This window comes from Thalassotalea fonticola (assembly GCF_032911225.1).
Taxonomy (GTDB): domain Bacteria; phylum Pseudomonadota; class Gammaproteobacteria; order Enterobacterales; family Alteromonadaceae; genus Thalassotalea_A; species Thalassotalea_A fonticola.
In genome coordinates this window covers 568,863-595,734 of record NZ_CP136600.1, presented here as the reverse complement: position 1 = coordinate 595,734, position 26,872 = coordinate 568,863, and the positions used below count along the sequence as shown (strand labels likewise).

Here is a 26,872-nt window from a genome sequence, read left to right as displayed (position 1 = left end):
CACAAGCTACATACTCTGAGATTAAAAGTAAAGAAAAATGTAAAGAATCTGTATAAATCTTGCGAAATATGTAACAGGCAGTAGGAATAGGCAATTCAAACTGAATAATATAAATTTTAAATACTAAAAGATACTGCTCAGTCAAATGTCATGCATAGTGTCACACCCAATCAACCAATCCTTTTAAATATAATAAAAACAAGATAAATAATGACACTAAAGCTTATGGTGCGCACTGTTACACAATTAAAAAATAAATAACTCATTAAAGCGGAGTAACCTGAAGACAACCTGAACTTGATTGGATTACATTTAAAATGTTTCTCCAGCCTCGCTCTTTTTTGCAGAGGAGTAATTATTTGAATTGATAAGGTAGCTCTCTGTCTCCTAACCATAAAAAATACAGTAAATTATATATGCCATACTATTACTGCAGAATCTCTGGTATGATTAATTATAAAAAAACCAGTCCAACCTATTTTAGATTGATTTTATTCCAAAATAACTACAGCTGAAGGATCAAACGTGAGTAAAAAAACCTACCTATTTAAACAATCCATAAACAGTATGCTTAAGCTTATCGTCGACTTACCAGATGGTGTAGATATTATGCCTAATGATATTGAATTAACTAAGCTGTTAAGCATCAGCCGTACCACTGTTAGGGTTTGTGTTGAGCATTTATGCGAAGCTGGCATCATTAAAAGAGATGGTCCGAATAAAGTTGTATTACGTCAGCCAGTAGCAACAGATTATTATAATATCGAAAATAAAAACTCGACCAAAGATGTACAAATAGAAAAGTATTTTCTCAACCTTATTCATACCGGCAAATTATTACCTGGCGACAGGTTTTCGGAATTAAGTTTGGCCAAGAGTTCCGGTTGTACCACAATTACGGTGCGTGAATTTTTAATCAAATTTTCAAACAACGGCTTGATAGAAAAAATACCCCGTGGTCGTTGGAAAATGGTCAAGTTTGATGAAGAATTTGCCCGGGAATTGATATCGTTTCGAGAAATGGTGGAAATGCGCGCCATTACTGAATTATTAAAGCTGCCAAAGGAACATGCCGTTTGGCAAGAACTGCGAGAGCTATTGGCCAAACATGAAGAAGTTCAAGCCGATATGGAAAATCGCTATCTTGAATTTGCGGATTTAGACCGAGAATTACACTTTACCATTCAAAAAAGTACGAAAAACCGATTTACCAGTCAGTTTTTCGATATTGTCTCATTTGTTTGTCATTACCATTACCAATGGGATAAAACCGGTGAACTGGAACGCTTCACAGTTGCAATTAATGAGCATATAGACTTGTTAAACAACCTGGTTACGCACAATACTGCTGGTTCTATCATGAGTTTGGAAAAACATTTGCAAACGGCTGAAACTACTCTGCTTCGCTGTGTGCATGGTTTAGAAAACTAAGGATAAATATTTACCTATAAAAATGGTGTGTTGCATTATTTTAATACCATAAAAGATATATGAGGGGTCAACAAACTAGTGAAGCACTAAACATGCCCCTTATGTTAGTAAAAAAGAAATAGCGGCCATGCAAACCTCACATGACCACTATTGATTGGGAACTTTTATATTATTTTTTCAAAGCATGTACTGCTGCAAAAACATTATTTAGTTATATTAAAGTGTAGGGGAATAGCAGCCATGCAAGCATTACATGGCCGCTATAGGTTGGGAACTTTAATATAAACTTTACAAATAAACTGTACTGAAACCATGCTATTAACTAGGCCAGAGAGAAAATATTCTCCATTAATAGCCATTTTTCGTTATCTTTTGCCCAAGGCAGTTGTTGTTGAAATTTCCACATTAACTCTTCCCAGGCAATTACTTTTGCATTGCTGTTATCGGCTTGCGTTTTGGCGGCAAATGAAAAACTGTCATCTACCTCCATGATCATGAACAGGCGATTACCAACAAGGTAAATATCCAAGTGTTCAATGCCGGCGACGCGAATGCTGTCGACGATTTCAGGCCATACCCCATTTGGGCTATGATAAGCCTTGTACTGCTCAATCAGCTCAGCATCGTCTTTTAAGTCTAAGGCAAAGCAATGGCGAGTGGTCATCTCACGGTACTCCAAAAAGTAGTACGCCCTTTACAGAGCGTAAATTATTAAGCCGACGGTAAATTGCGTTGTGCACGTTTGCCATAAATAGCAATGACCACAAAACACAACAATGGCAATACGAATGATGCTTTAGTCGCCGAGAAACTGTCAAAAACCACGTTCATATCAATAATTGACGCCTGCGCCATTGGCAAGAAGGTACCACCAACGATGGCCATAATTAATCCTGCTGCACCTAATTTAGCGTCATCACCGGTACCCGTTAAGGCAATACCATAAATGGTTGGAAACATTAACGACATACAGGCAGAAATACCAACAAGCGCGTACATGCCGGCAACACCATCAAGAAAAATTGTCGCCATGGTAAAGGTCATGCCACCAGCAGCCAACACCATGAGCAACTTTCCCGGATTAATATATTTCAACAAAAAGGTACAAACAAATCGGCTTAAACAGAAAATGACCATCGCATATATATTAAACATTTGCGATTTCGCTTCGGCCGCTTGTTCGCTCATGCCGAGCTTCATAAACACTTCAGTACCGTAATGAATAATAAAGGTCCAACACATAATTTGTGCGCCTACATAAAACATTTGCGCGATCACACCTTCGCGGTAATTTTGATTCGCCAATAACCGTTTAAACGTACCTTTAACATCTAAGTTGCTGGACTTTTCTTCTGTTACCGGCATTTTTTTAAATGCAATTATCAGCAACACTAATAAAACCACAACACCAATAGCCAGGTAAGGATCACGAATCACCTCTAAATCATTTGCAGTAATCGCAGAAAGTTGCTCTAACGCTTCAGGCGAACCATCACTAAGCAAGGCGCGACGTTCGGCATCTGAGCTAGGATTTAATTTTTGGATAATAAACTGTGTTGCCACAAACATCCCCAATAATGAACCAACAGGGTTGAACGCTTGCGCTAAATTTAGTCGCTGAGTTGCCGTAGCAGCAGGCCCCATAGACAGTATGTAAGGATTGGCACTGGTTTCAAGAAATGATAAACCACAAGTCATGACAAAAAATGCCAGTAAAAATGCGGCAAAAGATTGTGCGCCTGCTGCGGGGAGGAAAAGCAAGGCGCCCAATGCATAAAAACCAAGTCCGGTTATTAATCCGGCTTTATACGAGAATTTTTTAATAAACAATGCAGCTGGAATTGCCATAGCACCATAGCCACCATAAAAAGCAACTTGTACCCAAGTACCTTCTGTAGCCGACATTTGCAGCACTTTTGAAAACGCTTTCACTAAAGGGTTAGTGATATCATTAGCAAAGCCCCACAGAGGAAAACATAATGTGATTAAAATAAATGAAATGATATAGGCTTTAGGGATCAATTCGGGACTTGTATTTACCGTAAAAGTGTTTATAGCACTCTCATCGCTTCCATTTGCTGATACAAATTGCTTAGTCATAAAAAACCTTTTTGTAATAGTTATTTGTTTTTATTATTTTAAATTGTTAGTTGTTTAAAGTTACAAAACCGCCATCAATTGGGAAGTTCGAACCGGTAATAAATGCCGCTTCGTCGGAGCATAAGTAAACAATTAAAGCGGAAATTTCTTCTACTTTACCCATGCGTCCAATTGGTTGACTTTTAGATAAGTTCTCAAACATTTGCGCTTTGTTGTCGGGGTAATTTTTTTCTAAAAAGTTATCAACAAACGGTGTGTGAACACGACCTGGTGCAATACAATTACAGCGAATGCCGTCATTAATATAATCTTTAGCAACCGAATAGGTCATGGTTAGAACCGCGCCTTTAGTCATTGAATAAGCAAAGCGGTCGGCGATACCAACAGAAGATGCGACCGAAGCCAAGTTTAAGATCACACCGTTTTTACGTTCTTTCATCAAAGGGATTAACGCCGACATAAAATTATACACGCCCTTGATATTGACATTATACAGTCGGTCTAAATCGTCTTCTGAGGTATTTTCGATGTTACCTACATGCGCAATACCAGCATTATTGATTAAGATATCAACGTTATAGTTTTGCTGAATTTGCGCAACAACGTCATTCACTTGTTTGCCGTTAGCAATGTTACATTGTATCGCTGTAGCTTCGCCGTTCTGTTTGCTGATCAAGTCTTGCGCATTTTGCGCAGCAGCTAGGTCTAAATCAACTATCAATACGTGAGCGCCCTGCTCTGCCAATTTAAGACAGGTACTTAAGCCAATACCGCTACCACCACCGGTAACCAAGGCAACTTTGCCTGCAAATTTTTTACTCATGTTAAAACCTTTATTTGTTTAATTATGTTCAAGTCGATAGAATATTTTGGCACTATTGGCCCAAATCGCTTGTTTATCGTCATCTTTTAATGGCTGAAGAAATCTCTCCAGATGGTTTGTCCAATCAGGATAATTACTGCTTAAATTCAATACTGGCCAGTCGCTACCCCACATTAATCGTTCAGCACCAAAGCAACGTAGGAGATGTTCCATATAAGGTGCAACTTGCTCAAAGCTTGGATTTTGACCAGCTTCAGTCACCAAACCGGAAATTTTACAAAACGCAGAGGTATCCTTGGCAATCAAAGCCATTTTTTCATACCAGTATGGGGAAGTATTGCTGGCAATATCGGGTTTGGCACCATGATCGATAACAACCCGCAACTTAGGATAACGTTGCAATAAAATATACAGGGCATCCAAATGAATTGGCGTAACCAGTGCATCAAAACTTAAGTCTTTGTCAATCAAGGCCTCGAACACTGGTGCCAGCTCTTCTTTTAGCATCCATAGTGGTTCTTCGATATCCTGGACCATTGGCCGAATGCCTTTGAAGTATGGATTCTGTTGGAGATTTTCCAAGTCAGCTAAAGCATCATCACTTTCCATATCGATCCAACCGACTACACCGGCGACATACTCTGTTTGCTCTGCAAGTTGTAACATAAATTCTGTTTCTGCAGTACTTGCTGCCGCTTGCACTAACACTGAACTTTCGACGTTAGCTTGGTTTAAAAGTGGACGAAGATCCGTTGGCAAAAAATCACGATATAAAGTTTCAAGCTCAGGGGTAAGCCAAGTATAATCACCGCGTGATAATTGCCAAAAATGCTGATGCGAATCGATACGAGTCATAACCTAAACCGCTACCTGTTCAGTCGCCGGTACGGGCACATCGGGGTAAAGCAAACCAGCACTTTGTAAACACTGCCAGAATTCTGCTGGGATCTGCAATTGCATTTGCTGCACCGTTGATTCAACTCTTCCGGCCGAACTCAGCCCTGGAATCACGCTGACAACCGCAGGATGAGCTAATGGAAATTGCAGAGCCGCAGCAGCCAGAGGAATGTTGAATTGCTCACAAATATCTTCAATCTTAGCGACTGTGCTTATGATACTTGCTGAGGCTGGCTCGTAATTGTAATACGGCTCTACACCCGCACGACGAGTACCCGTTGCCAAAATACCTGAATTGTAAGGACCGCCTAACACAATAGAGGTATTTTCTTTTAAACATCGTGGTAAAAAGCTTTCTAATGCTTTTTGCTCTAATAACGTATACCTACCGGCTAACAGAAAACAGTCAAATTGACCATGTTCCATAGCCTGCTCACACACTTCATATTCGTTCACGCCAAGACCTATAGCTGATACTAAGCCTTGCGAACGCAACTCATCCATGGCTTTATAGCCACCTTCCATTGCAATTTTAAACAAACGATCATGGTCGTCGCCATGGGTAGCCCGACCGATGTCATGCATATATAGAATATCAATTTTAGATAAACCAAGACGCTGTAAACTGTGTTCAAATGAACGCATGATCCCATCATAAGAATAATCGTACTCTGGCTCAAACGGCATTGGTGAGCAAAAGCCGTACTTGTCTTCGGCTTGTGCACACGGTTTTAAAATGCGGCCAACTTTGGTGGAGACAATAAAATCGTTCGGGTTTACTTCTCGAAGCGCGTCACCAACACGGCGTTCACTCAAACCAAAGCCATAATAAGGAGCCGTATCAAACTGATTTAATCCTAACTCCAATGCTTTTTCTATTGCAGCCTGGGCATTCTCATCGGTCATACGGCGATATAGATTGCCCAGGGTTGCAGCGCCAAAACCTAACTCGGTAACGTGTAAATCAGTTTGGCCAATTTGTCTTTTCTTTAATAACATTTCGTTCTGCTCTTTTTTAATTCAGCTTATCTAACTGGCAAACAATTAGGCCCAAGACCTTCAAATTGTTTATAAGTGATCACAAACTCTTGGTGGCCTAAATCTTCCGATTTAGATTTTTCACCCGCGGCAACTCGACTTACCAAGTCATAAATTTCACGACCAACTTGTTGTACTGTTGCTTCACCATTAATCACCTTACCAGCGTTAACATCCATATCATCGGCCAATTTGTTATAGGTTTCAGGGTTTGCACAAACCTTGATCACCGGCGAGATGGCTGAACCAACCACAGAGCCTCGGCCAGTGGTAAATAAGATTATGTGTGAGCCAGAGGCAATCATTTCAATAATTTCGGCGCTATCAACAATATTTGGGAAACCATAGAGTGGGTCACCATCTGGCACCACGTCCATCAGGTATAAGCCCTTTTGATTAGGAATGTCCCCTGGTTTAATTAAACCGTGAATTTTTGAGGCCCCCGATTTAGCATAGGCGCCCATTGATTTTTCTTCTTGCGTAGATAACCCGCCCTCCGCATTACCAGGAGCAAAGCTGCCGTAGCCCATCACCGTATAATAATTTTCCGCTTTGGCCACTGAGTTTACGATTTCTTCGCCGAGCTCAGGAGTGATAGCACGTTCTGCCATGATTTGCTCACAGCCGATTAATTCACCGGTTTCTTCAAAGATACAGGTCGCATCTTCAGCGATTAACTGATCGAAACAATGCCCTACCGCAGGATTGGCACTAATACCACTGGTGCCGTCAGAGCCACCACATATTGTGCCAATAACGAGTTCACTGGTATCCATGTCTACCAAAGGTATGCTTTTCGCAGCTTCAAGCAGCGTACTTACTTTATCTATACCTGAATTGATGGTTTGTTTAGTACCACCAGATTCTTGAATTATTAACGTTTCCACCGGCCTGCCGCTGGCTTTAATGGTTTTACTTAATTGTTCTCGATTGAAACCTTCACAACCTAAAGAAACCAACACCACCCCCGCAACATTAGGGTGGGTACAAAGGCCTTCCATAATTTTTAACGAATATTGATTGGGATAACACCCAGGAAAACCAACAAGCTGTACATTGTCTGAATTACTCTTGGTAACAATAGCTCTGGCGACATGATGCGCACACTCAACTAAATAGGTAACAAGAATAATATTACGAATTCCCTTACGGCCATCAGGTCTTAAATAACCTCTCATGAAACTTCTCCCACTTTGCTGGCACGGGTGTGACTGGCGATATAATCACTTTTCATATTATGCAGATGAACATGTTCACCAAACGCAATTGCTTGCTTTGCAGAGCCAATTGATGCGCCATACTTGATGATTTTTTCACCCTTGGCAATCGCCTTGCGGGCAATTTTATGGCCAACATTGATGTCAACATTCAGGGTAACTGTTGTCCCTTCCAGGCATATCGACTCGTCAGCCAGCACTTGGCCGGCACACACAAATACATTATCTTCTTTGCTTAACAAGACAAAACGTTTATCAATCATCTTTGACTGTCCTTACTAATATAAATATTTCTGGCTATACCTTGCTTCAATGCTAATGCATAGCCACTTTTTCAACGAGGCCTTATAGTTATTATATATAAAATACCTGACCATTTAATTTAATCACTAAATAGAAGTTTAGTCAATCTATTTATGTACTTTTATATGTAGATATACAGCAGTGTATTTTGTAACATGTAATACTTTGAATTATATGACATTAATCCCTTGTAAAAATCACAAAACTCAACCTAAAGAAGGTATGAATGACAACAGAAGTTATCTGTATTAAAGGAGTAGTACAGTAGAATAGATGAATAATAGTATATAAAATTTTTCCCTATAGGCTCAGCAAAAATAGGAACGGTTAAAGGACAGAAGAATTGTTTAATCTTGTTTGAGCTTGAATTCAATTAGCAGAACGATTGTTCTGCTTTACCTAAAAACTGGGTTAAGTGGGCTATCACAGTTCAATGTGTTGTTTAAATATAGGCAAAAATTCATCTTCACGATGACTAACTAATACAATGGTACTGTGGTGTTGTTGCTCTAAGTGCGCGAGGAAGTTAAGCAACCGATAGCGATTGAGTTCATCCAGTCCTTGCGTGGGTTCATCTAATATCAGTAAATAAGGCGCTTTCACTAAAGCTCTGGCAATTAATACCAAGCGTTGTTCACCATAACTCAAACTACGAAACGGGGTGTATTGCTGCTCAAGTAAACCCACTTTTTCTAACCACTGACGAGCAATGTTCACTTTATATTTTTCTGGTTGTTGATACAGGCCAATGGAATCATAAAAACCAGAGGTAACTACGGTTAACAGATCGCCGCTCACTCTATATTGTCGATGTAAATCTGCACTGACAATACCCATCTGTTTTTTCAAATCCCAAATAGTCTCTCCCGTGCCTCTCTTAAAACCAAGTACGTCAAGATCATTGTTATAACATTGAGTACAGTCACCAGTGATTAATTGCAATAATGTTGATTTACCACTGCCATTAGCGCCGGTAATTAAGGTATGTTGCAGTGGTGCAATTGCCAGATCTAAATCATTTAATATTGCTTTGCCACTGTAACTTACTCTTCCCTTATTAAGTTTAACCAAGTACGGATGCGGGTAGTCACAAAGGTGCAGATAATTGTCTGGCCAGGTTATGTTATCTGGCTCTGGTGTTAGCAATATGTCGAGTTGTCGTTTGGTTTCTGCATTATCAGTTTTGCCAATAACACTAAACTGGCCACGCTCAATAAAAGCAATACTCTGGCACCAGTTGGGGATATCAAGACGATTGCTCAGTAATAATAATACATTGACATTAGTGTTAGCCAAACGTGCAAGCGTAGCTGATAAAGCAATACACGAATGATGGTCCAGACTATCGAATGGGTTATCACAAATTAATAGTTCTGCTCCGGCAAATATTGCTTGTAATATTAATAATTTTCGTCCTTCACCGGTGCTTAATTGTCGATAGCCGCATTCAAGTCGATGACTCAATCCAAGCTCGGCAATTAATGGATGTTCAAGTTTATCTGCTGGCAAAAATTCTTTGGCCTTTGTGCCAATGTCTTGTGCATCAATAAAGTCGGTGGCTTCAATTTTTAATTCATGTTCATAAACAGCTTGTTGGGTTTCAAAAGAAACAACCGCAACTTTATCTGCTGTAGGCAATGTTAAGGTTTGTGCGCTTTCTGGTACTAAGTTACCAGATAAGAGTTGATCCAAATATTGTTTTCCAGAGCCATTTCGCCCCAGTACACACCAACTTTCATGAATATCTATTTGCCATTTTTTAATGGACAGTTTTGGGTGTTTAAGATCAATAATATCTAGCATGAGATTTCCACTGTTATGAAGGAGCGATTGTTAACATTCGAGATAACATTAATGATTAAAAGTAGTGTTGACGTTGTTCATAGCCTTGTTTGATATGTTCTATCAGTAAGCGAATTTTAGTTGGCAAATAACGAGTATAAGGATACACCGCATATACACCTAAAGAGCGCGCTTGATAACCAGATAAAAGTACCGATAAATCACCCTTTTCAATGTCTTCATACACGCTACATCTTGGAACATAGGCAATACCATAACCAGCCAAGGCAGCTTTGCGCAGTGCTTGCGAATTATTCGTGGCAAATGTACCTGACACTTTCACACTTTCGGCTTTGCCATTATGACTGAAACGCCAGTCATTGGCGCCTTTGGCTTGATAGGTATACGCTAAGCAGTTGTGGTTAACTAAATCAGCTACGGTGTCGGGTTGGCCATGTTGTTTAATGTATTTTGGCGCACAACAAACGACCCAATGCGATTCAATTAATGGTTTGGCGATCAAACTGGAATCTTCTAATATGCCAGTGCGCACAGCAAGGTCCAATCCTTCTTTAACTAAATCAACAAACTCATTTTCTAAGCGCACATCAATATTAATTTCTGGATATTGCTGGCAAAACTCAGCAATACACTCCGCCAAAAACAATTCCCCAGAAATTGTCGGCACGCTAATTTTAATATTACCACTTAACTGTTCACTGTAATGACTCACCGACCCTATGGCCTCAGTAACTTGCTTGTTAATTGTGGCTGCATGTTGATAAAGAGTTTCACCGGCTTCAGTCAGGCTTAATCGACGAGTAGTACGATGCAGCAGTTGTACCCCGAGTTCGCTTTCTAATTTACTGATTTTTTTGCTCAATGCAGGTGTAGATAATCCAGCGACTTTCGCAGCTTTGTTAAATGAATTTGCTTCAACCACTAAGGCAAAAAAAGATAAATCAGCGACACTCGACATATATTACAACCTTTTTGGAAACAATAAATTAATTAACACACTATATATTAACAATAGTTTTACCTGTATGTTAACTTAAATATGAAAATACACGATAGTGATTAGCAATATGAGCACTTTAAATACGCAACATCTGCGCAATTATCCAGCAAAACCTGCACAAGTTTACCTTTATGGCACTTGCCTGGCTGATAGCCTTTTTCCTGACTCAGGCATTGATGCTATCGAGTTCTTAGAGCAACAAGGAGTGGAAGTTATCTACCCACAGGGGCAAACATGTTGTGGCCAACCAGCATACAATTCAGGCTATCAAGATGAAGCAAAAGCAGTGGCACTTGCGCAAGTGGCCCAGTTTCCGAAAAATATTCCAATCGTGATTATTTCTGGCTCTTGTGGTGGCATGATGCGTCATCATTACCCGGATTTATTAAAAGATGAAGCAGGAATCACAGAATTTTGCGATCGTATTTTTGAGTTCACTGAATTTTTAGTGCATGTTTTGAAGATAAAGTTAGATGACAAGGGCGAGCCTGAAAAAGTGGCCCTGCATACCTCTTGTGCAGCTCGAAGAGAGATGGGCGTGCACATTACCGGACGAGCGTTAATTGACCAACTCGATAATGTTGAACTGATCAACCACAACTATGAAAGTGAATGTTGCGGTTTTGGCGGTACGTTTTCAGTTAAACATGGCGATATTTCAGGTGCTATGGTCAAGGACAAAACGAAAAACTTGGTCAATGCCGATGTGGTCAGATTCATCAGCGCTGACTGGGGTTGTATGATGAACATTAATGGCGCGCTCGAATATCAGAAACAGTCACTTCGCGGCGAACATATCGCCAGTTATTTGCTAAAACGTACTCAAAACCACGCTAGTGAACAAGGAGAGTAATGATGGCTGCAGAGCAATTTGATCCAAATGAAAGTAAGTATGCAGCTTCAGCACGTGCCTTTCGTGACAATGTTAGCAGGGATCTTGGCAATGATGAATTAAGAGATAATTTTCGCGGTGCCATGGATTATCTCATGGACAAACGTACAAAAGCCTTTGTTGACGGTGATGAACTCGAAACCTTGCGTGAACAATGCAAATTAATTAAACAACGCTGTTTATTGAAACTGCCGCATTTACTTGAGCAACTAGAAGAGAATTTACAAGCCAATGGCATCCAGGTGCACTGGGCCGAAACCATTACCGATGCCAATGATATTATTGCCCAGTTGATTACTGAAAAAAATGGCAAAACAGTAGTCAAAGGTAAGTCTATGGTATCGGAAGAAACCGCGCTGAATGACTACCTTGAAGAGCGTGATATCGAGTGTTTAGAGTCGGATATGGGCGAATATATCGTACAACTTGCCAATGAGCATCCGTCTCACATCATCATGCCAGCGATCCACCAAAACAAAAAACAAGTAGCCGATCTGTTTGCCGATAACATCGAAGGTTTCAAGCACACTACCGATGTTGATGCGTTAATCGGTGAAGGTCGCAGAGTATTGCGTGAAAAATTCTGTAATGCCGATGTTGGTATTACTGGGGTTAACTTTGCTGTAGCAGAAACTGGTACTCTTTGTTTAGTGGAAAACGAAGGTAACGGCAGAATGTGCACCACAGTACCCGATTTGCATATCGCGATTACCGGCATTGAAAAAGTGGTTGAATTTCTCGATGACGTGCCGCCTTTGTTAAGCTTATTGACTCGCAGCGCTACCGGACAACTTATCTCCACTTACTTCAACATGATTTCCCATCCACGGCAAAATGATGAAAAAGATGGACCACAAGAAGTTCATCTGGTGTTGTTAGATAATGGCCGTAGTCAGGCCTTTGCCGATGAAGAACTGCGCCAAACCTTACAGTGTATACGTTGTGGAGCCTGTATGAACCATTGTCCTGTTTATACTCGTATTGGTGGTCATGCATACGGTACGGTATATCCCGGACCTATTGGTAAAATAATCTCACCGCATATGTTAGGCCTTGAAGCCACCAACAATTTACCCACAGCCTCTTCCCTTTGTGGTGCCTGTGGAGAAGTATGCCCGGTAAAGATACCGATCCCTAAACTGTTACTACGATTGCGCAAAGAAAGTGTAAAACCGGCGAACGATGAAACGACAGTGATGAAAGGTGAAGGTAGTGGTCGCAAGAAAATCGAAGCGGTAATTTGGCAGGGTTGGAGCTTAATGCACAAGTACGCACTCATCTACAATACCTCGATGTGGTTTGCCACTCGTTTGAGAAAATTGATGCCAAAGAAAGTAGGAGTATGGACCAGTGTGCGCACCGCGCCTAAACTGGCGCCAAAAACGTTGCACGAAAAAATAAAAGCCCGCAATAAAACTCGCAGTGCTCAGCAGCAAAATACTATTGCGACACAAAACATTGGAGGCAAATAATGTCGACTGATTACCAAATTAAAAGTAATGCCGCCAGGAGCAGCATTATCAATAAACTTAAAAAAGAAGTTGCCGGTGCTGATTATGACAAGCTGCCAGAGGAACTGAGTTATCAGTATCAGCAATTGTCAAAAACTCAACAAGTAGAGCAATTTATCGGTCACCTTGAAGCGAACCATGCGCAAGTGATCAAGCTGGAAAAACAGCAGATCCCGCAAGTAGTGAGTGAACAACTAAAACAACGTGGCATTAGAACATTGCTATACGGCATGCAAGCACCACATTCGGCGCAAATGGCAGAGCTAGATAGTTATATTCACGCCGAAGTTTTTGACTTTAATCTGGCTGAAAACAAAGAAAAACTATTTAATCAAACGCCTGCAGGGATCACCAGCTCACGCGCAGCAATTGCTGCAACTGGCTCTATCGTGTTATGGCCAACAGAAACTGAGCCCAGAAGTTTATCGCTTGTTCCCCCTGTGCATATGGTGATTGTCGATGCTGAGCAGCTTTATGCAAATTTTTCATCATTGATCCGCGAGCAACAGTGGCAAGATAATCTACCGACTAACGCGATATTAATCTCTGGCCCTTCAAAAACGGCTGATATTCAGCAAACACTAGCTTATGGTGCGCATGGGCCGAAAGAATTACTAGTATTGTTATTAAACGCCTGATATTTAGGTAAAAAAATGGTACTTGTTAGAAGTACCGTTTTTCTACAACCTATGTTTCGTTACTGGCTATATAATTAACCAGCTTTTAGCTGTATTGGTTGCACGCCTTGTCGATAGCCATTTCGAAAATCACTTGGCGTTGAACCTTTTATTTCCTGAAAACGACGATTAAAATTTGAAATGTTTTGATAGCCACACATATAAGCAATTTGAGTAACATCAAAGTTTTCTCTTACCAGTAATCGGCAAGCCTCGTTAATTCTTAATATATTGACAAATTTAACAAAAGTCAGGCCGGTATATTTTTTAAAGAACCGACTAAATCCTTGTGTGGTTAAACCAACGATCCCTGCTATCTCTGTCTGATTGATGTCTTCACCAAGGTTGGTTCTAACATAACTGTAGATATTTTCTATACGTCTTAAATTAGTATTATTAATATTCGAATGTAAATCATATTCAGGCGTAGTTAATACTTTAAGCTCATCAGAACTCGCCAGTTGATCAAGTATTTTAATTAATGACAGCAACTTGTTCATCCCTTGTTGCTGGTACAAAAAGCTCATTTGTTTAGATATTTTTACCGCAGTTTTTCCCGAAATTGACAGGCCTTTTGTCGCATTAATAAGTAAACGACTGATTAACCCAGCTTCAGGTAATTGCAAAAAGTCAGCGCCAAAGCAACTCGAGTTAAATTGTATAACCAATAATTCGGAATCTTTACTGAACTGGGAATATGAATTTTGCCAGCAATGCGGCAAATTGGGGCCTATTAACACCATATCTCCTGATTGATAGGGCTCAACACAATCACCGACAAATCGAGTACCCTCACCGCGAATAATCCAGATAAGCTCATATTCCGGATGATAGTGCCAGTCATGGTCTTCATTTAAATCGTGACACTTAACCCGAAAACAACTAAATGAACTGCCTTCATTAGTTTGCACATTTTCAAAAACTGGTTCCATCACATTACTCCTGGTTTATTCACTGAACTGGCTAATACCAGCAATGACAGACTATATTTTCACCAATATAGTCAGCCAATCTTAAATAAGCCTGAATCATCATTTCAGGCTGGTTTAAGCTCCATCAGGTTAGCTATATGCTCAAATAACTTTTATGGATTCACTTTGCTACGATGATAAATCAACAAAACAATCAAAGTTCGAGCTACATTACCCTATTAACCTTAGTTGCCGCCCTTGGTGGTATGCTCTTTGGTTGGGATACTGCAGTGATCTCTGGAACAGTAAGTTCACTTGACGCTTATTTCATTGCTCCGTTAGGGCTGGATGAATATGAGTCCAACTCTTTACTTGGTACTTTGGTATCTAGCGCACTCATTGGCTGTGTTATTGGTGGCGCCATCGCTGGAACACTGAGCCAGCGCTTTGGTAGAAAGAAGATGCTTATTGTTAGTGCCTTTTTATTTTTTATTTCTGCCCTAGGCTCTGCGTTTCCAGAAATAGGCTTTTATGCCATAGGCAGTGAAGCTTCACATCAAGCATTACCACAATTCATCTTTTATCGGATCTTAGGTGGTGTTGGCGTTGGCATGGCGTCTATGTTATCGCCGCTATATATTGCCGAAATTGCCCCGGCAAATATTCGCGGCCGTTTGGTTTCTTATAATCAAATGGCAATTGTTACGGGTATCATTGTGGTCTATTTTGTTAACTACTTAATTGCTTCGCAAGGTGATGACAGCTGGATCCAAAATGTTGGCTGGCGTTATATGTTTGCTTCTGAAATGATCCCGGCCGCTATCTTTTTTACTCTTTTATTCACTGTTCCTGAAAGTCCTCGCTGGCATGCATTAAAAGGCCATAATAAGGAAGCAAAACAAACGTTGGCAAAACTTCACGGTAGTGCTGAAGCTGAAATTGAATTTAACCAAATTCAACAGTCGTTTAACCATCACGCCTCAAGCAAGCTGTTTTCTTTTGGTATGTTAGTTGTGGTGATAGGCATCTTATTGTCAATGTTTCAACAGTTAATAGGCATTAACGCGGTGCTTTATTACGCCCCAGAAATTTTCAAAACCATGGGTTCTGGCACCAATGCGGCTATGCTGCAAACCATTATGGTTGGTGCAGTCAATGTAGTGTTTACTTTAGTCGCCATTTTTACCGTTGACAAATATGGTCGTAAACCATTAATGATATTTGGCGCGCTAGGGATGGGCACGGCTATGTTTGCTCTTGGCTTTAGTTTTTATAATGGCTCAATGGGCACCGGTGTATTGCTTGCAATGTTAGTCTATGTTGCCTGTTTCTCTTTATCTTGGGGTCCAGTGTGCTGGGTGCTACTCTCTGAAATATTTCCGAATAAAATCCGCAGCATGGCGATGTCGATAGCCGTAGCGGCACAATGGATAACCAATTATATTGTATCGTGGAGTTTCCCATTGATGAATAATAATAGTTATCTCACTGAACAATTTAATCACGGTTTTGCCTACTGGATTTATGGCGTAATGAGCTTGTTGGCTGCGTTATTTGTCTGGAAACTGGTACCTGAAACCAAAGGTAAATCTTTGGAGGAAATGGAAAATTTATGGCAAAAAAATGATTCCGCGTTAACCGTTGAACAGCAAAAATCTATTGCCTAAAAACAAAATTAACAAGTTATAATGAGAGAGCTTCGGCTCTCTTCTTTTATTTAAAGGCAAGCAAACTGCAACGGGCTCCTCCATCATATCTCTGGCAATTGCTCTTTCGATAATTCGATTATCCTACCTACGTACTTCCTGTGCCAGTACATTGCTCTAACAGATGACATCCCTGTGGTATTGTGCTCATAGCAGAAACAACTTCCATGTGAAAAACGACATTAAGTTTGTGACTTCAGGCAGAGTTAAGCTTGCTGTGAAAATATAAGGTATTATTTTTAAATTCAGGTATTACCATGTACAAGTATCTCGCAGGCTTAAGCGCTATTGTATTGGCTGTGTTTCTCTATTTCTTCTTTTTTGATAACGGCTATGAACCAATAGCAGAACCAACATATGTGGAGCAAGTACGAGTTATTCAACCGCTCAATCATAATTGGCTATTCATCAAATCGAAACCTGATATCGCCCACAGCTTGCCAGCAAACAAATGGCAACATGTTAGCCTGCCACACACCTGGAATGCGAAAGATGGCCAGGATGGCGGTGGAGATTATTACCGTGGTACTGGCACATACAAACGTACGTTTACCTTAAATCAACAATTTGACAATAAAAAAATCTATATTCATTTTGATGGTGCGACCACCGCAGCTACCGTATACGTCAATGGCAAAAACGTTGGCTCGCATAAAGGCAATTACGGCGCATTTCGATTTGATATTACTGAGCAGGTTAAACTTGATCAGGAAAATATCTTAGTGGTCACCGTTAATAACGAAATTGATAATAACGTTGCCCCGCTTTCTGCTGATTTTACCTTTTTTGGCGGCTTGTATCGTAAGGTCAGACTGATCAGCAGTGCCAATGTGCATGTTGATAATTCAAACCATGCCTCTTCTGGCGTATTCTGGTCGCAAACCAATATTTCTGATCAACTTGCCACGCTCGATGTCAACACCACGTTAGTGAATGAATCAACTGATAACGTAAGTATCAGTATTACCGCGCAACTGCGTGATCGGGATAACAACATAGTAGCAAAATCAGAAGAACAACTGAGTTTAGCTACAAAGCAATCCTTACCTTACTCATCGAGCCTTAGCCTTAAAAATCCGCACTTATGGCATGGTCTAGATGACCCCTACTTATACACCGCAGAAGTCATTATTCGTCAAAATGGCCAAACAATAGATCAAATAAACCATGCTCTAGGTTTGCGCTATTTCCGCGTAGATAAAGATCAAGGCTTTATTTTAAATGGCAAGCCTTACCCGCTATATGGTTTAAATCGCATGGCCGATTTCCCTAAAAAAGGCACGGCGGTGAATGAACAAGATCATGAACGTGATATTCAATTAATTCTAGAACTTGGCGCTACCGGTGTTCGTCTCGGTCATCAACAACGAGACGAGTATGTGTATCGCCGCGCTGATGAAACTGGTCTGGTCATTTGGGCCGAAGTGCCATTGATTAACCGTATCAATACCAATCAGGAATTTAGCGATAATGTGAAACAACAAGCGCTTGAACTAGTCAGACAAAATTATAATCACAGCGCGATCATGTTCTGGGGATTGTTTAATGAAATCACCCTAAAGCCAGGCCCTAACCCTCGCGGCTTGGTGAAAGAATTAAATGACCTAGTAAAAAAAGAAGATCCTAATAGACTAACTACTGCTGCGGTTGCAGCCTCTGGCGAAAAAGCTTTACAAGATCCTTTAGCAACCACAACCGATATCACTTCGTTTAACCGTTACTATGGTTGGTACTATGGTGGCTTTAATGACTTTAGTAAATTTATGGATGAATCTCGTAAAAATGCCCCTGATTTGCCAATTGCTTTGAGTGAATTTGGTGCTGGCGCCAGCGCTAAAATTCATACAGATAAACCAATAATGCAAGATCACAGCGAGGAGTATCAAGCAATCTTTCATGAAAACTACTGGCAAGACTTAAGTCAACGTCCTTATGTGTGGGGAAAATTTTTATGGGTCCTCGCCGATTTCGCCGTGGATAACCGCGATGAAGGCGATACTCCAGGGCGTAATGATAAAGGCCTGGTAAGTTTCGACAGAAAAGTAAAAAAAGATGCCTTTTTTTGGTACAAGGCTAATTGGTCAAAAGAAAATGTGACCTACATTACTGGCAGGCGCTTTAAAGAACGGAGTCAGGCCAATGTCGACATTAAGGTTTACAGTAATCAACCAGCGGTTGAGCTTATCGTTAATGATAAATCAATTGGTATAAAAAACCTTAACGATGAAAGAAAAATAATTTGGCAAAATGTGCCGCTCAGTTTAGGTGAAAATAATATCATCGCGCGCAATGGTAATGGTGATGTAGTAGATAGTATTACTTTAACCAGAGTAAATAGTACTGATACTGCTATCACTTCAACGTTATTAGGCATAGATACCATCAACGGCAAAGTTTATAATCTACCCGATGGCATCACATTTGCTCAGCTAGAGCGTGTAGTTGAATTTCCAAGAGACAGCAAGGTGAGTTTAATCAATGGTCAGTTACCACACCCTTTAGGCACAGGTAGTATCATCAGGGTGTTGGCACAAGATGGTAAAACTAGCCAGGATTATGAATTTTTAGCCGCCGCTATCTCGGTGTTTAAAGCAACATCTGCCAGCGCAGAAATAGCTGCTCCGTTATCTATTGGTCCAATTGATATTCCAGTAATGAGTGCTGCTAAAGCCAATGATGGCATTATCACTGGCAACATTGATGACATGGACGAGGTGAATATTTGGAACGCTATGGGCAAAGGTCCACACTGGTGGAAAATAGATTTAGGAGCAGAATATTATCTAGATCATATTGAAATTGTCTGGCCGCAAAGCGTATCAATGATTGAACCAGGTCCGATGGCATATAGTATTGAAACGGCAAATGACTTTGAGCAAACCTTTGATAATTTTTCAGAAAGTTATCAAGTAGTAACAGACAAAACCTCAAACAATGTCATTGCTAATACCACTGACAAACTTGCACTGGAAGCAAGGTTTGTGCGCATTCGATTACATAGTACCAAAACCTTTGCTGATGCGCCTGTTATGGGTAAATACCCAATATATGGCGCAGAAGAAATATCGATTATCGGCGGTTTGTTAAAATCAGCAACCATTGACATCAACTATAAAAACAAAACCATAGGCAAAGGTCTGTTAGTGACCGTTGATGATATAAATCAACATATTCAAGCAATTAGTAATGGTAGCCTACAAGTGGTTAACTCATCAAATGAGGTGTTATCTGGTATTCAAAAAATTGACAACAACACCCAAATTGTAGTGTCTAATCAGTCCGGTACCCTAGCCGAACGTTATTACATTAAGGATTAAGAGGAAGGAAGTTAATGCTTTCAGCCTATTAATATTCCTGAAAATAAATCGACGGTAGTTCCTGTTATTGGCATAAAAATGTTCAGTGACAGGAACATTTTTCTGTTCTTCTCAAACTTGTTAATACTTAAGCGTCAGAAACATCAATTTACCGAAATTCTTTCGAGTCCCCCACTAGCCTCATAGATTTGCCAATGTTAAATATAAAGCAAACTGAAAACCTCTATGGCTTATCAATTTTGTTTTATCCGCCATTCGCTTTAATAATCAGGGTAAGAACTACGATAGCAATTACTGCGGCAGCTAACTTTTTCATCTGACACACCATTCAATATACATATTGGTATGATTTTATGCATTTTTACAGACTGGTGTGTAATCCTTTTGTAACACGATGGAGGATGTTGATTCCTTGAACAAAAAAGGCGTTAATGAGACCTTTGAAGGTTGAAATAAGGTAATTTATTTACAATTATTGGTGTTGCTGAATGACCTAACCATGCAGTCGTTGATACTAGCAAGCAAAACATCGTTAACTGTCTATAATTAGATCAGAATTTTATTAACAAGGATTGTTAGATGAAAAAATTAATATTATTGCGGATTGTCGCGAACAAGCGTCTGGCATTTTAACCACACTCGAAACTAATCAAGAAATTCAGTTAGATATTAAACAGTTATCCCTTGGAGATTACATTATCGACGACTGGCTGTTAATTGAAAGAAAATCTATGGCTGATTTAATTGTTTCAATAATTTCAGGGCGCATATTTCAACAAGCATCGCGTCTTGCTAAAAGTAATTACACTACAGCATTTATTTTAGAAGGTCGTGCTGCTGATATTGAAAACTATCATATTCATCGACATGCTGTTTTAGGTGCATTAGTCACCGTTGGTTTGCTTTATAACATATCAATTTTACGCTCTTCCAATAAATCAGAAACAATTAATTTAACGATTTTTCAGCCCAAACAAAAGCTGGGGATGAAAATAGAAAATTTGTCTCGAGTAGGTTATTAACCTAAATGTCTTCAAAAAACAGGTATAAGAAGGTTTGCCAAATATTGGTATAACTCTAGGGTAACGGCTATTAAATCATTTACTCAGAGTTAATCCGATATTCAATGCAAGTATCAATGAACTAACCCAAATTAAAGGTATTGGAGTTAAAAAATAGAGCAAATCTACGAAATCCTAAGGGTTGATTACTTAAGACCTAAAAGGCCGCTTGCGGGTTGTTAACTCATCAAGTGAGGTTTTATCAGGTAACCAAGAAAGAGGAAGCAAAAGTTAAGTTAGCAACGCGAACTTATATAAACAGAAAAGCCAGTTATTAAAAATAACTGGCCGCTTTATACGTTAATATATTTTGTAACTGAACAATAAAAAAAATCAGTTCAACTCTTTTATACCCATATTATAAAGAGTAAAGCCCCAGATATCGGCATATTGCTCAATAGTTTTTGACACTGGTGTTCCTGCGCCATGACCAGCATTTGTTTCTACTCTAATTAACACTGGTGAGCTTCCTGCTTGTTTGGCTTGTAATTCCGCAGCAAATTTAAATGAGTGGGCAGGAACTACCCTGTCATCATGATCACCTGTTGTAACTAAAGTGGCAGGATAAGAAACACCTTCTTTTACATTATGAACCGGAGAGTATGCTTTCAAATAGTTAAACATTTCTTCGCTCTGATCCGATCTGCCATAATCGTAAGCCCAGCCAGCACCAGATGTAAAAGTGTGGTATCTAAGCATGTCTAACACACCAACAGCAGGTAACGCTACTTTCATTAAATCAGGGCGCTGTGTCATAACAGCAGCAACTAACAAGCCACCATTTGAAACACCACGAATTGCCAAGAACTCATTCGAAGTAAAGTTTTGATTGATCAAATATTCACCGGCAGCAATGAAGTCGTCAAAAACATTTTGTTTTTGTAATTGTGTACCCGCATCATGCCATCTTTTGCCATATTCACCACCGCCGCGAATGTTTGCAACAGCGTAAATACCACCTTGCTCCATCCAAACAGCATTTGCTACTGAAAATCTTGGTGTCATGCTCGCATTAAACCCGCCATAACCGTATAACAATGTAGGGTTTTTGCCATTTAGTTCAATACCATTTTTATGAGTAATGATCATTGGTATTTGTGTTCCGTCTTTAGACGTATAAAATACTTGCTTAGAAACATACTCAGAGCTGTTAAACTTTGCTTTTGAAGCTGCGTAAACATCTGATTTTCCAGACTCTACGTTATAACTGTAAATAGTTGAAGGCGTATTATAATTTGTGAATGAGTAATATAATGTCTCGTCATCTTTTTTACCCTCAAGGCTACTGGTAGACCCTACTCCAGGTAACTCAAGCTCACGTATTTTCTCACCGTTAAGATTATATTGAATCACCTTAGATGTTGCATCTACCATATATTCGGCGAAAATATTGCCACCACCAACACTTGGAATTAATACATTATCTGTTTGCGCAAGCAAATCTTTCCAGTTTTCTGGGGTTGGCATACTTGCGTCAACTGAAACTAACTTTTTATTAGGCGCATTTAAATTGGTCACAAAAATTAACTTGCTACCTTCATTATATAAAAGGTAAGTATCTGATTCAGTGTGATCTAAAATAGTGATTAATTCACTATTTGGCTTGGTTAAATCTTTAATGTATAAATCGTTACCAGATGTTGATACGGCACCAGAAATAAGAAGATAGTTATTATCTTCTGTTACTTCACCCGACACATAGCGACGCTTTTGCTCTGCAATGTCGCCAAAAACGACAATATCATCGCTTTGATTTTTACCAAGTTGATGGTAGTAAAGCTTGTGGGTATCGGTTTTTGCCGACAATTCGCTTCCTTTTGGTTTATCATAACTTGAATAGTAAAAACCTTCATTTTTATACCAAGAGATCGCCGAGAACTTAATATCGACCAATGCTTCTTCTAATTGCTTACCCGTTTCAACATCAATAATGATGACTTTACGCCAATCACTACCACCTTCAGAAATTGAATAAGCAGCAATTGTTCCATCTTTAGAAAAACTTAACGAGCCCAAAGACGTTGTTCCATCTTCGCTAAATTCATTTGGATCTAAAAACACTTCTTGCTTCCCATCTTTTTCACGGTAAACAACGTACTGGTTTTGTAGGCCATCGTTTTTATAAAAATATTGATAATCACCTTCAACAAATGGAGCTGAAACTTTTTCAAAATTCCATAACTCTTGCAAACGTTGTTTTAGTTTTGCGCGGTACGGTATATCGTTTAAATAATTAAAAGTAACGTCGTTCTCTGCTGACACCCAACTGGCCGTTTCAGCACTGCGATCATCTTCTAACCAACGATAAGGATCAGCAACTTGCTGTCCAAAATAACTATCAATTACGTCACCTTTCGAGGTTTGTGGGTAATTTATTTTTACTATGCTAGAGGCATGTATTTGTTGAGAAGTTGCAACTTTTGATGTTGTGTTCTCTGCATCATTACTACAAGCACTTAGTAATAATAATGAAGATAAAATTAGGCTCTTATTCATAGTTTCCATTCAATTTATAATTTATTTCAATCAGATAGGCACAATAGAGCATTTAGCGACAATGTCTATATAAGAAAGATGAATTTTTCTTATATTTTTTTTGAATTTTTATCTGCAACAATTTTTATTTATCTATTAGTTATATATTCCCCGACTTATCATGTTGTTATATAAATATTGTGGGTATATGTTAAGAGTCAACAGTTTTGGTCGTTCAATTCCTTAGAATTTCTACTAATACATCAGCTGTACCTTTACTAAGCCATCGGCAAACATACCCCTTAATAGCTTGCATTGCCTCATCCTTGAAGCAAAAAAAAGGCCGCTTTCGCGACCTCTTTACAGTGTTAACAAGCGGTTATTACCAGCCTGTTTTCTCTTTAAGAGCAACACCGATGTCTGCTAGAGAGCGAACTGTTTTAACACCAGCAGCTTCTAGAGTAGCCAATTTTCACATTAGCCGTCAGCAGTACCTTTGCCAAAAACCGTCGCTCTTTTTCATCCCTGAAAACACGACATACCTATGTCCATATAGGCAAAAAAGGCCGCTTTCGCGACCTCTTTACAGTGTTAACAAGCGGTTATTACCAGCCTGTTTTCTCTTTAAGAGCAACACCGATGTCTGCTAGAGAGCGAACTGTTTTAACACCAGCAGCTTCTAGAGTAGCCAATTTTCACATTAGCCGTCAGCAGTACCTTTGCCCGACACAAAAAAGGCCGCTTTCGCGACCTCTTTACAGTGTTAACAAGCGGTTATTACCAGCCTGTTTTCTCTTTAAGAGCAACACCGATGTCTGCTAGAGAGCGAACTGTTTTAACACCAGCAGCTTCTAGAGTAGCCAATTTTCACATTAGCCGTCAGCAGTACCTTTGCCAAAAACCGTCGCTCTTTTTCATCCCTGAAAACACGACATACCTATGTCCATATAGGCAAAAAAGGCCGCTTTCGCGACCTCTTTACAGTGTTAACAAGCGGTTATTACCAGCCTGTTTTCTCTTTAAGAGCAACACCGATGTCTGCTAGAGAGCGAACTGTTTTAACACCAGCAGCTTCTAGAGTAGCCAATTTTCACATTAGCCGTCAGCAGTACCTTTGCCCGACACAAAAAAGGCCGCTTTCGCGACCTCTTTACAGTGTTAACAAGCGGTTATTACCAGCCTGTTTTCTCTTTAAGAGCAACACCGATGTCTGCTAGAGAGCGAACTGTTTTAACACCAGCAGCTTCTAGAGTAGCCAATTTTCACATTAGCCGTCAGCAGTACCTTTGCCCGACACAAAAAAGGCCGCTTTCGCGACCTCTTTACAGTGTTAACAAGCGGTTATTACCAGCCTGTTTTCTCTTTAAGAGCAACACCGATGTCTGCTAGAGAGCGAACTGTTTTAACACCAGCAGCTTCTAGGGCAGCGAATTTCTCGTCAGCAGTACCTTTACCACCGGCGATAATTGCGCCAGCATGACCCATACGCTTACCTTCAGGTGCAGTAACACCAGCAATGTAAGAAACAACAGGCTTAGTAACGTTAGCTTTGATGTATTCCGCAGCTTCTTCTTCAGCAGTACCACCAATTTCACCAATCATTACGATTGCTTCAGTTTGTGGATCGTTTTCGAACATTTCTAAAACGTCGATGAAGTTAGTACCTGGGATAGGGTCACCACCAATACCTACACAAGTAGATTGGCCGAAACCTGCATCTGTAGTTTGTTTAACGGCTTCGTACGTTAATGTACCAGAGCGAGAAACGATACCTACTTTACCTGGTAAGTGGATGTGACCTGGCATGATACCAATTTTAGTCTCACCTGGAGTGATAACACCTGGACAGTTAGGACCGATCATACGGGCGCCTGATTGTTCAAGTTTAACTTTCACATCTACCATGTCTAACGTAGGAATACCTTCAGTGATAGTAACGATTAACTCGATACCAGCATCGATAGCTTCCAAGATAGCATCTTTACAGAAAGGTGCAGGAACGTAGATAACTGTAGCAGTTGCGCCAGTCGCTTCAACAGCATCACGTACAGTGTTGAATACTGGTAAACCTAAGTGTTCTTGACCGCCTTTGCCTGGTGATACACCACCAACCATTTGCGTACCGTAAGCAATTGCTTGCTCAGAGTGGAATGTACCTTGACCACCAGTGAAACCTTGACAGATTACTTTAGTGTCTTTGTTAATTAATACAGACATTATTTAGCCTCCGCAGCAGCTACAACTTTTTGTGCAGCATCAGTTAATGATTCAGCAGCGATGATGTTTACATCAGAGCTTGCTAATACTTCACGACCAGCTTCAGCGTTAGTACCTTCTAAACGTACAACAACTGGAACTTTAACGCCTACTTCTTTAACTGCATCAATGATACCTTCAGCAATCATGTCACAACGAACGATACCACCAAAGATGTTAACTAAAACAGCTTTAACGTTGTCGTCTGATAAAATGATTTTGAATGCTTCAGCAACACGTTCTTTAGTAGCTCCGCCGCCAACATCTAAGAAGTTAGCTGGCTTGCCGCCGTGTAAGTTAACGATATCCATAGTACCCATTGCAAGGCCAGCACCGTTAACCATACAACCAACGTTTCCGTCTAGGGCTACGTAGTTTAATTCCCACTGTGCAGCGTGCGCTTCGCGCTCATCTTCTTGAGATGGATCGTGCATTTCACGGATTTTTGGTTGACGGTATAAAGCATTACCATCGATACCAATTTTACCGTCTAAACAGTGAAGATTACCTTCGTCTGTAATTACTAACGGGTTGATTTCTAATAATGCGAAATCGAAATCGTTGAACATTTTACCAAGACCCATAAAGATCTTAACAAATTGCTTCATTTGCGTAGGGTTTAAACCTAACTTGAAACCTAATTCACGAGCTTGGTAAGCTTGTGGACCTACAAGAGGGTCGATTTCAGCTTTGTGAATTAATTCAGGAGTTTCTTCAGCAACAGTTTCAATCTCAACACCACCTTCAGTAGATGCCATGAAAACAACTTTGCGAGTACCACGGTCAACAACTGCACCTAGATATAATTCGTTAGCGATATCTGTACAGCTTTCAACTAAAATTTTTGAAACCGGTTGGCCATTTGCATCTGTTTGGTAAGTAACTAAGTTTTTACCTAACCAGTTTTGTGCGAAGTCTTTGATTTCTTCTTTAGTTTTAACTAGCTTAACGCCTCCAGCCTTACCGCGACCACCAGCGTGAACCTGAGTTTTAACAACCCACATGTCTCCGCCAATTTTGTCCGCAGCTTCTGCAGCTTCTTGAGGTGTATCGCAAGCGAAACCTTCAGAAACCGGTAAACCATATTCAGCGAATAATTGTTTCGCTTGATACTCATGTAAATTCATGATGTTTCCCAATTGCTTTTTTGAAATGGAGCTAATGTATTTAGCCAGTAAAAACATACTGAGTAATTACACTAACAGATTATAAATTTGCGATGATTATATAGTGAAAAGGCACCTGATTAAAGCCTAAGTTACACATTAGCGACTAATATTTGCATTTAAGAATTAAATAACGACAAAAGGCTTTAAAGATGCGGTTTTTAGAGTATAAAACTTTAGTCTAATACTGATAATTAAATTATAAAATATTGTGTTGTTTTCAATCAAAAGAGCGAGCCATTAACTGTATAGAGCCACGTCAATGAAGAAATTAACCCCCGTTAAAAA

Annotated in this window: 20 protein-coding genes and 4 pseudogenes; 7 read left to right on the top strand and 17 right to left on the bottom strand. The window is 39.9% G+C overall.

Annotation, left to right across the window (positions count from 1 at the left end):
• Window positions 1-525: 525 nt before the first annotated feature.
• Window positions 526-1,431 carry a GntR family transcriptional regulator gene (locus RI844_RS02505; protein WP_348396898.1) on the top strand — a complete coding sequence of 302 codons (906 nt, stop codon included), beginning with the start codon at window positions 526-528 and terminating at the stop codon, window positions 1,429-1,431.
• Window positions 1,432-1,753: 322 nt separating this feature from the next.
• On the opposite strand, the gene RI844_RS02500 is transcribed toward RI844_RS02505, so the two are convergent.
• The 9 genes from RI844_RS02500 to RI844_RS02460 form a co-directional block, all read right to left on the bottom strand.
• Window positions 1,754-2,095, bottom strand: a complete 342-nt coding sequence (locus tag RI844_RS02500) for an L-rhamnose mutarotase (protein ID WP_348396897.1) — start codon at window positions 2,093-2,095, stop codon at window positions 1,754-1,756.
• 47 nt (window positions 2,096-2,142) lie between these two features.
• Window positions 2,143-3,531 (bottom strand): L-fucose:H+ symporter permease, encoded by a 1,389-nt coding sequence (gene fucP / locus RI844_RS02495; RefSeq protein WP_348396896.1) that lies wholly within the window; start codon window positions 3,529-3,531, stop codon window positions 2,143-2,145.
• A gap of 46 nt (window positions 3,532-3,577) precedes the next feature.
• A complete protein-coding gene (locus tag RI844_RS02490) occupies window positions 3,578-4,354 on the bottom strand; it encodes an SDR family NAD(P)-dependent oxidoreductase (RefSeq protein WP_348396895.1) in 777 nt (258 codons plus the stop codon).
• An 18-nt stretch (window positions 4,355-4,372) separates the two neighbouring features.
• Window positions 4,373-5,209, bottom strand: coding sequence for an amidohydrolase family protein (locus RI844_RS02485; RefSeq protein WP_348396894.1), 837 nt, complete (start codon window positions 5,207-5,209; stop codon window positions 4,373-4,375).
• Between the two features lie 3 nt (window positions 5,210-5,212).
• Window positions 5,213-6,250 (bottom strand): aldo/keto reductase, encoded by a 1,038-nt coding sequence (locus RI844_RS02480; protein WP_348396893.1) that lies wholly within the window; start codon window positions 6,248-6,250, stop codon window positions 5,213-5,215.
• A 26-nt stretch (window positions 6,251-6,276) separates the two neighbouring features.
• On the bottom strand, window positions 6,277-7,467 hold the full coding sequence (locus tag RI844_RS02475; protein WP_348396892.1) for a UxaA family hydrolase: 1,191 nt from the start codon (window positions 7,465-7,467) through the stop codon (window positions 6,277-6,279).
• Complete coding sequence (locus RI844_RS02470) at window positions 7,464-7,769, bottom strand: UxaA family hydrolase (protein WP_348396891.1); 306 nt, start codon at window positions 7,767-7,769, stop codon at window positions 7,464-7,466. Before RI844_RS02470 ends, RI844_RS02475 begins: the two co-directional genes overlap by 4 nt.
• Before the next feature lie 463 nt (window positions 7,770-8,232).
• Window positions 8,233-9,612, bottom strand: a complete 1,380-nt coding sequence (locus RI844_RS02465) for an ATP-binding cassette domain-containing protein (RefSeq protein WP_348396890.1) — start codon at window positions 9,610-9,612, stop codon at window positions 8,233-8,235.
• Window positions 9,613-9,667: 55 nt separating this feature from the next.
• Window positions 9,668-10,570: a LysR family transcriptional regulator gene (locus RI844_RS02460; RefSeq protein ID WP_348396889.1), complete on the bottom strand. Its 903-nt coding sequence runs from the start codon at window positions 10,568-10,570 to the stop codon at window positions 9,668-9,670.
• Window positions 10,571-10,679: 109 nt separating this feature from the next.
• On the opposite strand from RI844_RS02460, the gene RI844_RS02455 reads away from it, so the two are divergent.
• From RI844_RS02455 to RI844_RS02445, 3 genes are read left to right on the top strand one after another with little or no spacing between them, the layout of a single operon-like run.
• A complete protein-coding gene (locus RI844_RS02455) occupies window positions 10,680-11,465 on the top strand; it encodes a (Fe-S)-binding protein (protein ID WP_348396888.1) in 786 nt (261 codons plus the stop codon).
• A gap of 2 nt (window positions 11,466-11,467) precedes the next feature.
• Window positions 11,468-12,976 (top strand): LutB/LldF family L-lactate oxidation iron-sulfur protein, encoded by a 1,509-nt coding sequence (locus RI844_RS02450; protein ID WP_348396887.1) that lies wholly within the window; start codon window positions 11,468-11,470, stop codon window positions 12,974-12,976.
• Window positions 12,976-13,653, top strand: coding sequence for a LutC/YkgG family protein (locus RI844_RS02445; protein WP_348396886.1), 678 nt, complete (start codon window positions 12,976-12,978; stop codon window positions 13,651-13,653). Before RI844_RS02450 ends, RI844_RS02445 begins: the two co-directional genes overlap by 1 nt.
• Window positions 13,654-13,727: 74 nt before the next feature.
• Here the strand turns inward: RI844_RS02445 and RI844_RS02440 are convergent, their stop codons facing one another.
• Window positions 13,728-14,624, bottom strand: a complete 897-nt coding sequence (locus tag RI844_RS02440) for an AraC family transcriptional regulator (protein WP_348396885.1) — start codon at window positions 14,622-14,624, stop codon at window positions 13,728-13,730.
• Between the two features lie 173 nt (window positions 14,625-14,797).
• Between RI844_RS02440 and xylE the strand changes: the two genes are divergently transcribed.
• The 3 genes from xylE (at window position 14,798) to RI844_RS02425 (ending at window position 20,648) form a co-directional block, all read left to right on the top strand.
• Entirely contained in the window at window positions 14,798-16,270 is a 1,473-nt protein-coding gene (xylE, locus tag RI844_RS02435) for a D-xylose transporter XylE (RefSeq protein ID WP_348396884.1), read from the top strand.
• Between the two features lie 296 nt (window positions 16,271-16,566).
• Complete coding sequence (locus RI844_RS02430) at window positions 16,567-19,626, top strand: glycoside hydrolase family 2 TIM barrel-domain containing protein (RefSeq protein ID WP_348396883.1); 3,060 nt, start codon at window positions 16,567-16,569, stop codon at window positions 19,624-19,626.
• 572 nt (window positions 19,627-20,198) lie between these two features.
• Window positions 20,199-20,648 (top strand): ERCC4 domain-containing protein, encoded by a 450-nt coding sequence (locus RI844_RS02425; RefSeq protein ID WP_348396882.1) that lies wholly within the window; start codon window positions 20,199-20,201, stop codon window positions 20,646-20,648.
• Window positions 20,649-21,020: 372 nt separating this feature from the next.
• Here the strand turns inward: RI844_RS02425 and RI844_RS02420 are convergent, their stop codons facing one another.
• From RI844_RS02420 to sucC, 7 genes and pseudogenes are all read right to left on the bottom strand, one after another.
• The gene (locus RI844_RS02420; RefSeq protein ID WP_348396881.1) at window positions 21,021-23,183 is read right to left on the bottom strand and encodes a prolyl oligopeptidase family serine peptidase; all 2,163 of its coding nucleotides are present in this window, start codon (window positions 23,181-23,183) and stop codon (window positions 21,021-21,023) included.
• A gap of 584 nt (window positions 23,184-23,767) precedes the next feature.
• Window positions 23,768-23,857: pseudogene (locus tag RI844_RS02410) on the bottom strand (succinate--CoA ligase subunit alpha); the annotation flags it as partial.
• An 82-nt stretch (window positions 23,858-23,939) separates the two neighbouring features.
• Window positions 23,940-24,029 (bottom strand): annotated as a pseudogene (locus RI844_RS02405) (succinate--CoA ligase subunit alpha); the annotation flags it as partial.
• Window positions 24,030-24,162: 133 nt separating this feature from the next.
• Window positions 24,163-24,252: pseudogene (locus RI844_RS02400) on the bottom strand (succinate--CoA ligase subunit alpha); the annotation flags it as partial.
• 82 nt (window positions 24,253-24,334) lie between these two features.
• Window positions 24,335-24,424, bottom strand: a pseudogene (locus RI844_RS02395) (succinate--CoA ligase subunit alpha); the annotation flags it as partial.
• Between the two features lie 82 nt (window positions 24,425-24,506).
• Complete coding sequence (gene sucD / locus RI844_RS02390) at window positions 24,507-25,379, bottom strand: succinate--CoA ligase subunit alpha (protein WP_348389302.1); 873 nt, start codon at window positions 25,377-25,379, stop codon at window positions 24,507-24,509.
• Window positions 25,379-26,545, bottom strand: a complete 1,167-nt coding sequence (gene sucC / locus RI844_RS02385; RefSeq protein WP_348396880.1) for an ADP-forming succinate--CoA ligase subunit beta — start codon at window positions 26,543-26,545, stop codon at window positions 25,379-25,381. The genes sucD and sucC overlap by 1 nt, the downstream gene beginning before the upstream one ends.
• Window positions 26,546-26,872 lie beyond the last annotated feature (327 nt).

Coding starts and splice junctions, on each gene's coding strand:
- RI844_RS02500 (WP_348396897.1), bottom strand. CDS start 2,095: ATGACCACTCGCCATTGCTTTGCCTTAGACTTAAAAGACGATGCTGAG.
- fucP (WP_348396896.1), bottom strand. CDS start 3,531: ATGACTAAGCAATTTGTATCAGCAAATGGAAGCGATGAGAGTGCTATA.
- RI844_RS02490 (WP_348396895.1), bottom strand. CDS start 4,354: ATGAGTAAAAAATTTGCAGGCAAAGTTGCCTTGGTTACCGGTGGTGGT.
- RI844_RS02485 (WP_348396894.1), bottom strand. CDS start 5,209: ATGACTCGTATCGATTCGCATCAGCATTTTTGGCAATTATCACGCGGT.
- RI844_RS02480 (WP_348396893.1), bottom strand. CDS start 6,250: ATGTTATTAAAGAAAAGACAAATTGGCCAAACTGATTTACACGTTACC.
- RI844_RS02475 (WP_348396892.1), bottom strand. CDS start 7,467: ATGAGAGGTTATTTAAGACCTGATGGCCGTAAGGGAATTCGTAATATT.
- RI844_RS02470 (WP_348396891.1), bottom strand. CDS start 7,769: ATGATTGATAAACGTTTTGTCTTGTTAAGCAAAGAAGATAATGTATTT.
- RI844_RS02465 (WP_348396890.1), bottom strand. CDS start 9,612: ATGCTAGATATTATTGATCTTAAACACCCAAAACTGTCCATTAAAAAA.
- RI844_RS02460 (WP_348396889.1), bottom strand. CDS start 10,570: ATGTCGAGTGTCGCTGATTTATCTTTTTTTGCCTTAGTGGTTGAAGCA.
- RI844_RS02455 (WP_348396888.1), top strand. CDS start 10,680: ATGAGCACTTTAAATACGCAACATCTGCGCAATTATCCAGCAAAACCT.
- RI844_RS02450 (WP_348396887.1), top strand. CDS start 11,468: ATGGCTGCAGAGCAATTTGATCCAAATGAAAGTAAGTATGCAGCTTCA.
- RI844_RS02445 (WP_348396886.1), top strand. CDS start 12,976: ATGTCGACTGATTACCAAATTAAAAGTAATGCCGCCAGGAGCAGCATT.
- RI844_RS02440 (WP_348396885.1), bottom strand. CDS start 14,624: ATGGAACCAGTTTTTGAAAATGTGCAAACTAATGAAGGCAGTTCATTT.
- xylE (WP_348396884.1), top strand. CDS start 14,798: ATGATAAATCAACAAAACAATCAAAGTTCGAGCTACATTACCCTATTA.
- RI844_RS02430 (WP_348396883.1), top strand. CDS start 16,567: ATGTACAAGTATCTCGCAGGCTTAAGCGCTATTGTATTGGCTGTGTTT.
- RI844_RS02420 (WP_348396881.1), bottom strand. CDS start 23,183: ATGAATAAGAGCCTAATTTTATCTTCATTATTATTACTAAGTGCTTGT.
- sucD (WP_348389302.1), bottom strand. CDS start 25,379: ATGTCTGTATTAATTAACAAAGACACTAAAGTAATCTGTCAAGGTTTC.
- sucC (WP_348396880.1), bottom strand. CDS start 26,545: ATGAATTTACATGAGTATCAAGCGAAACAATTATTCGCTGAATATGGT.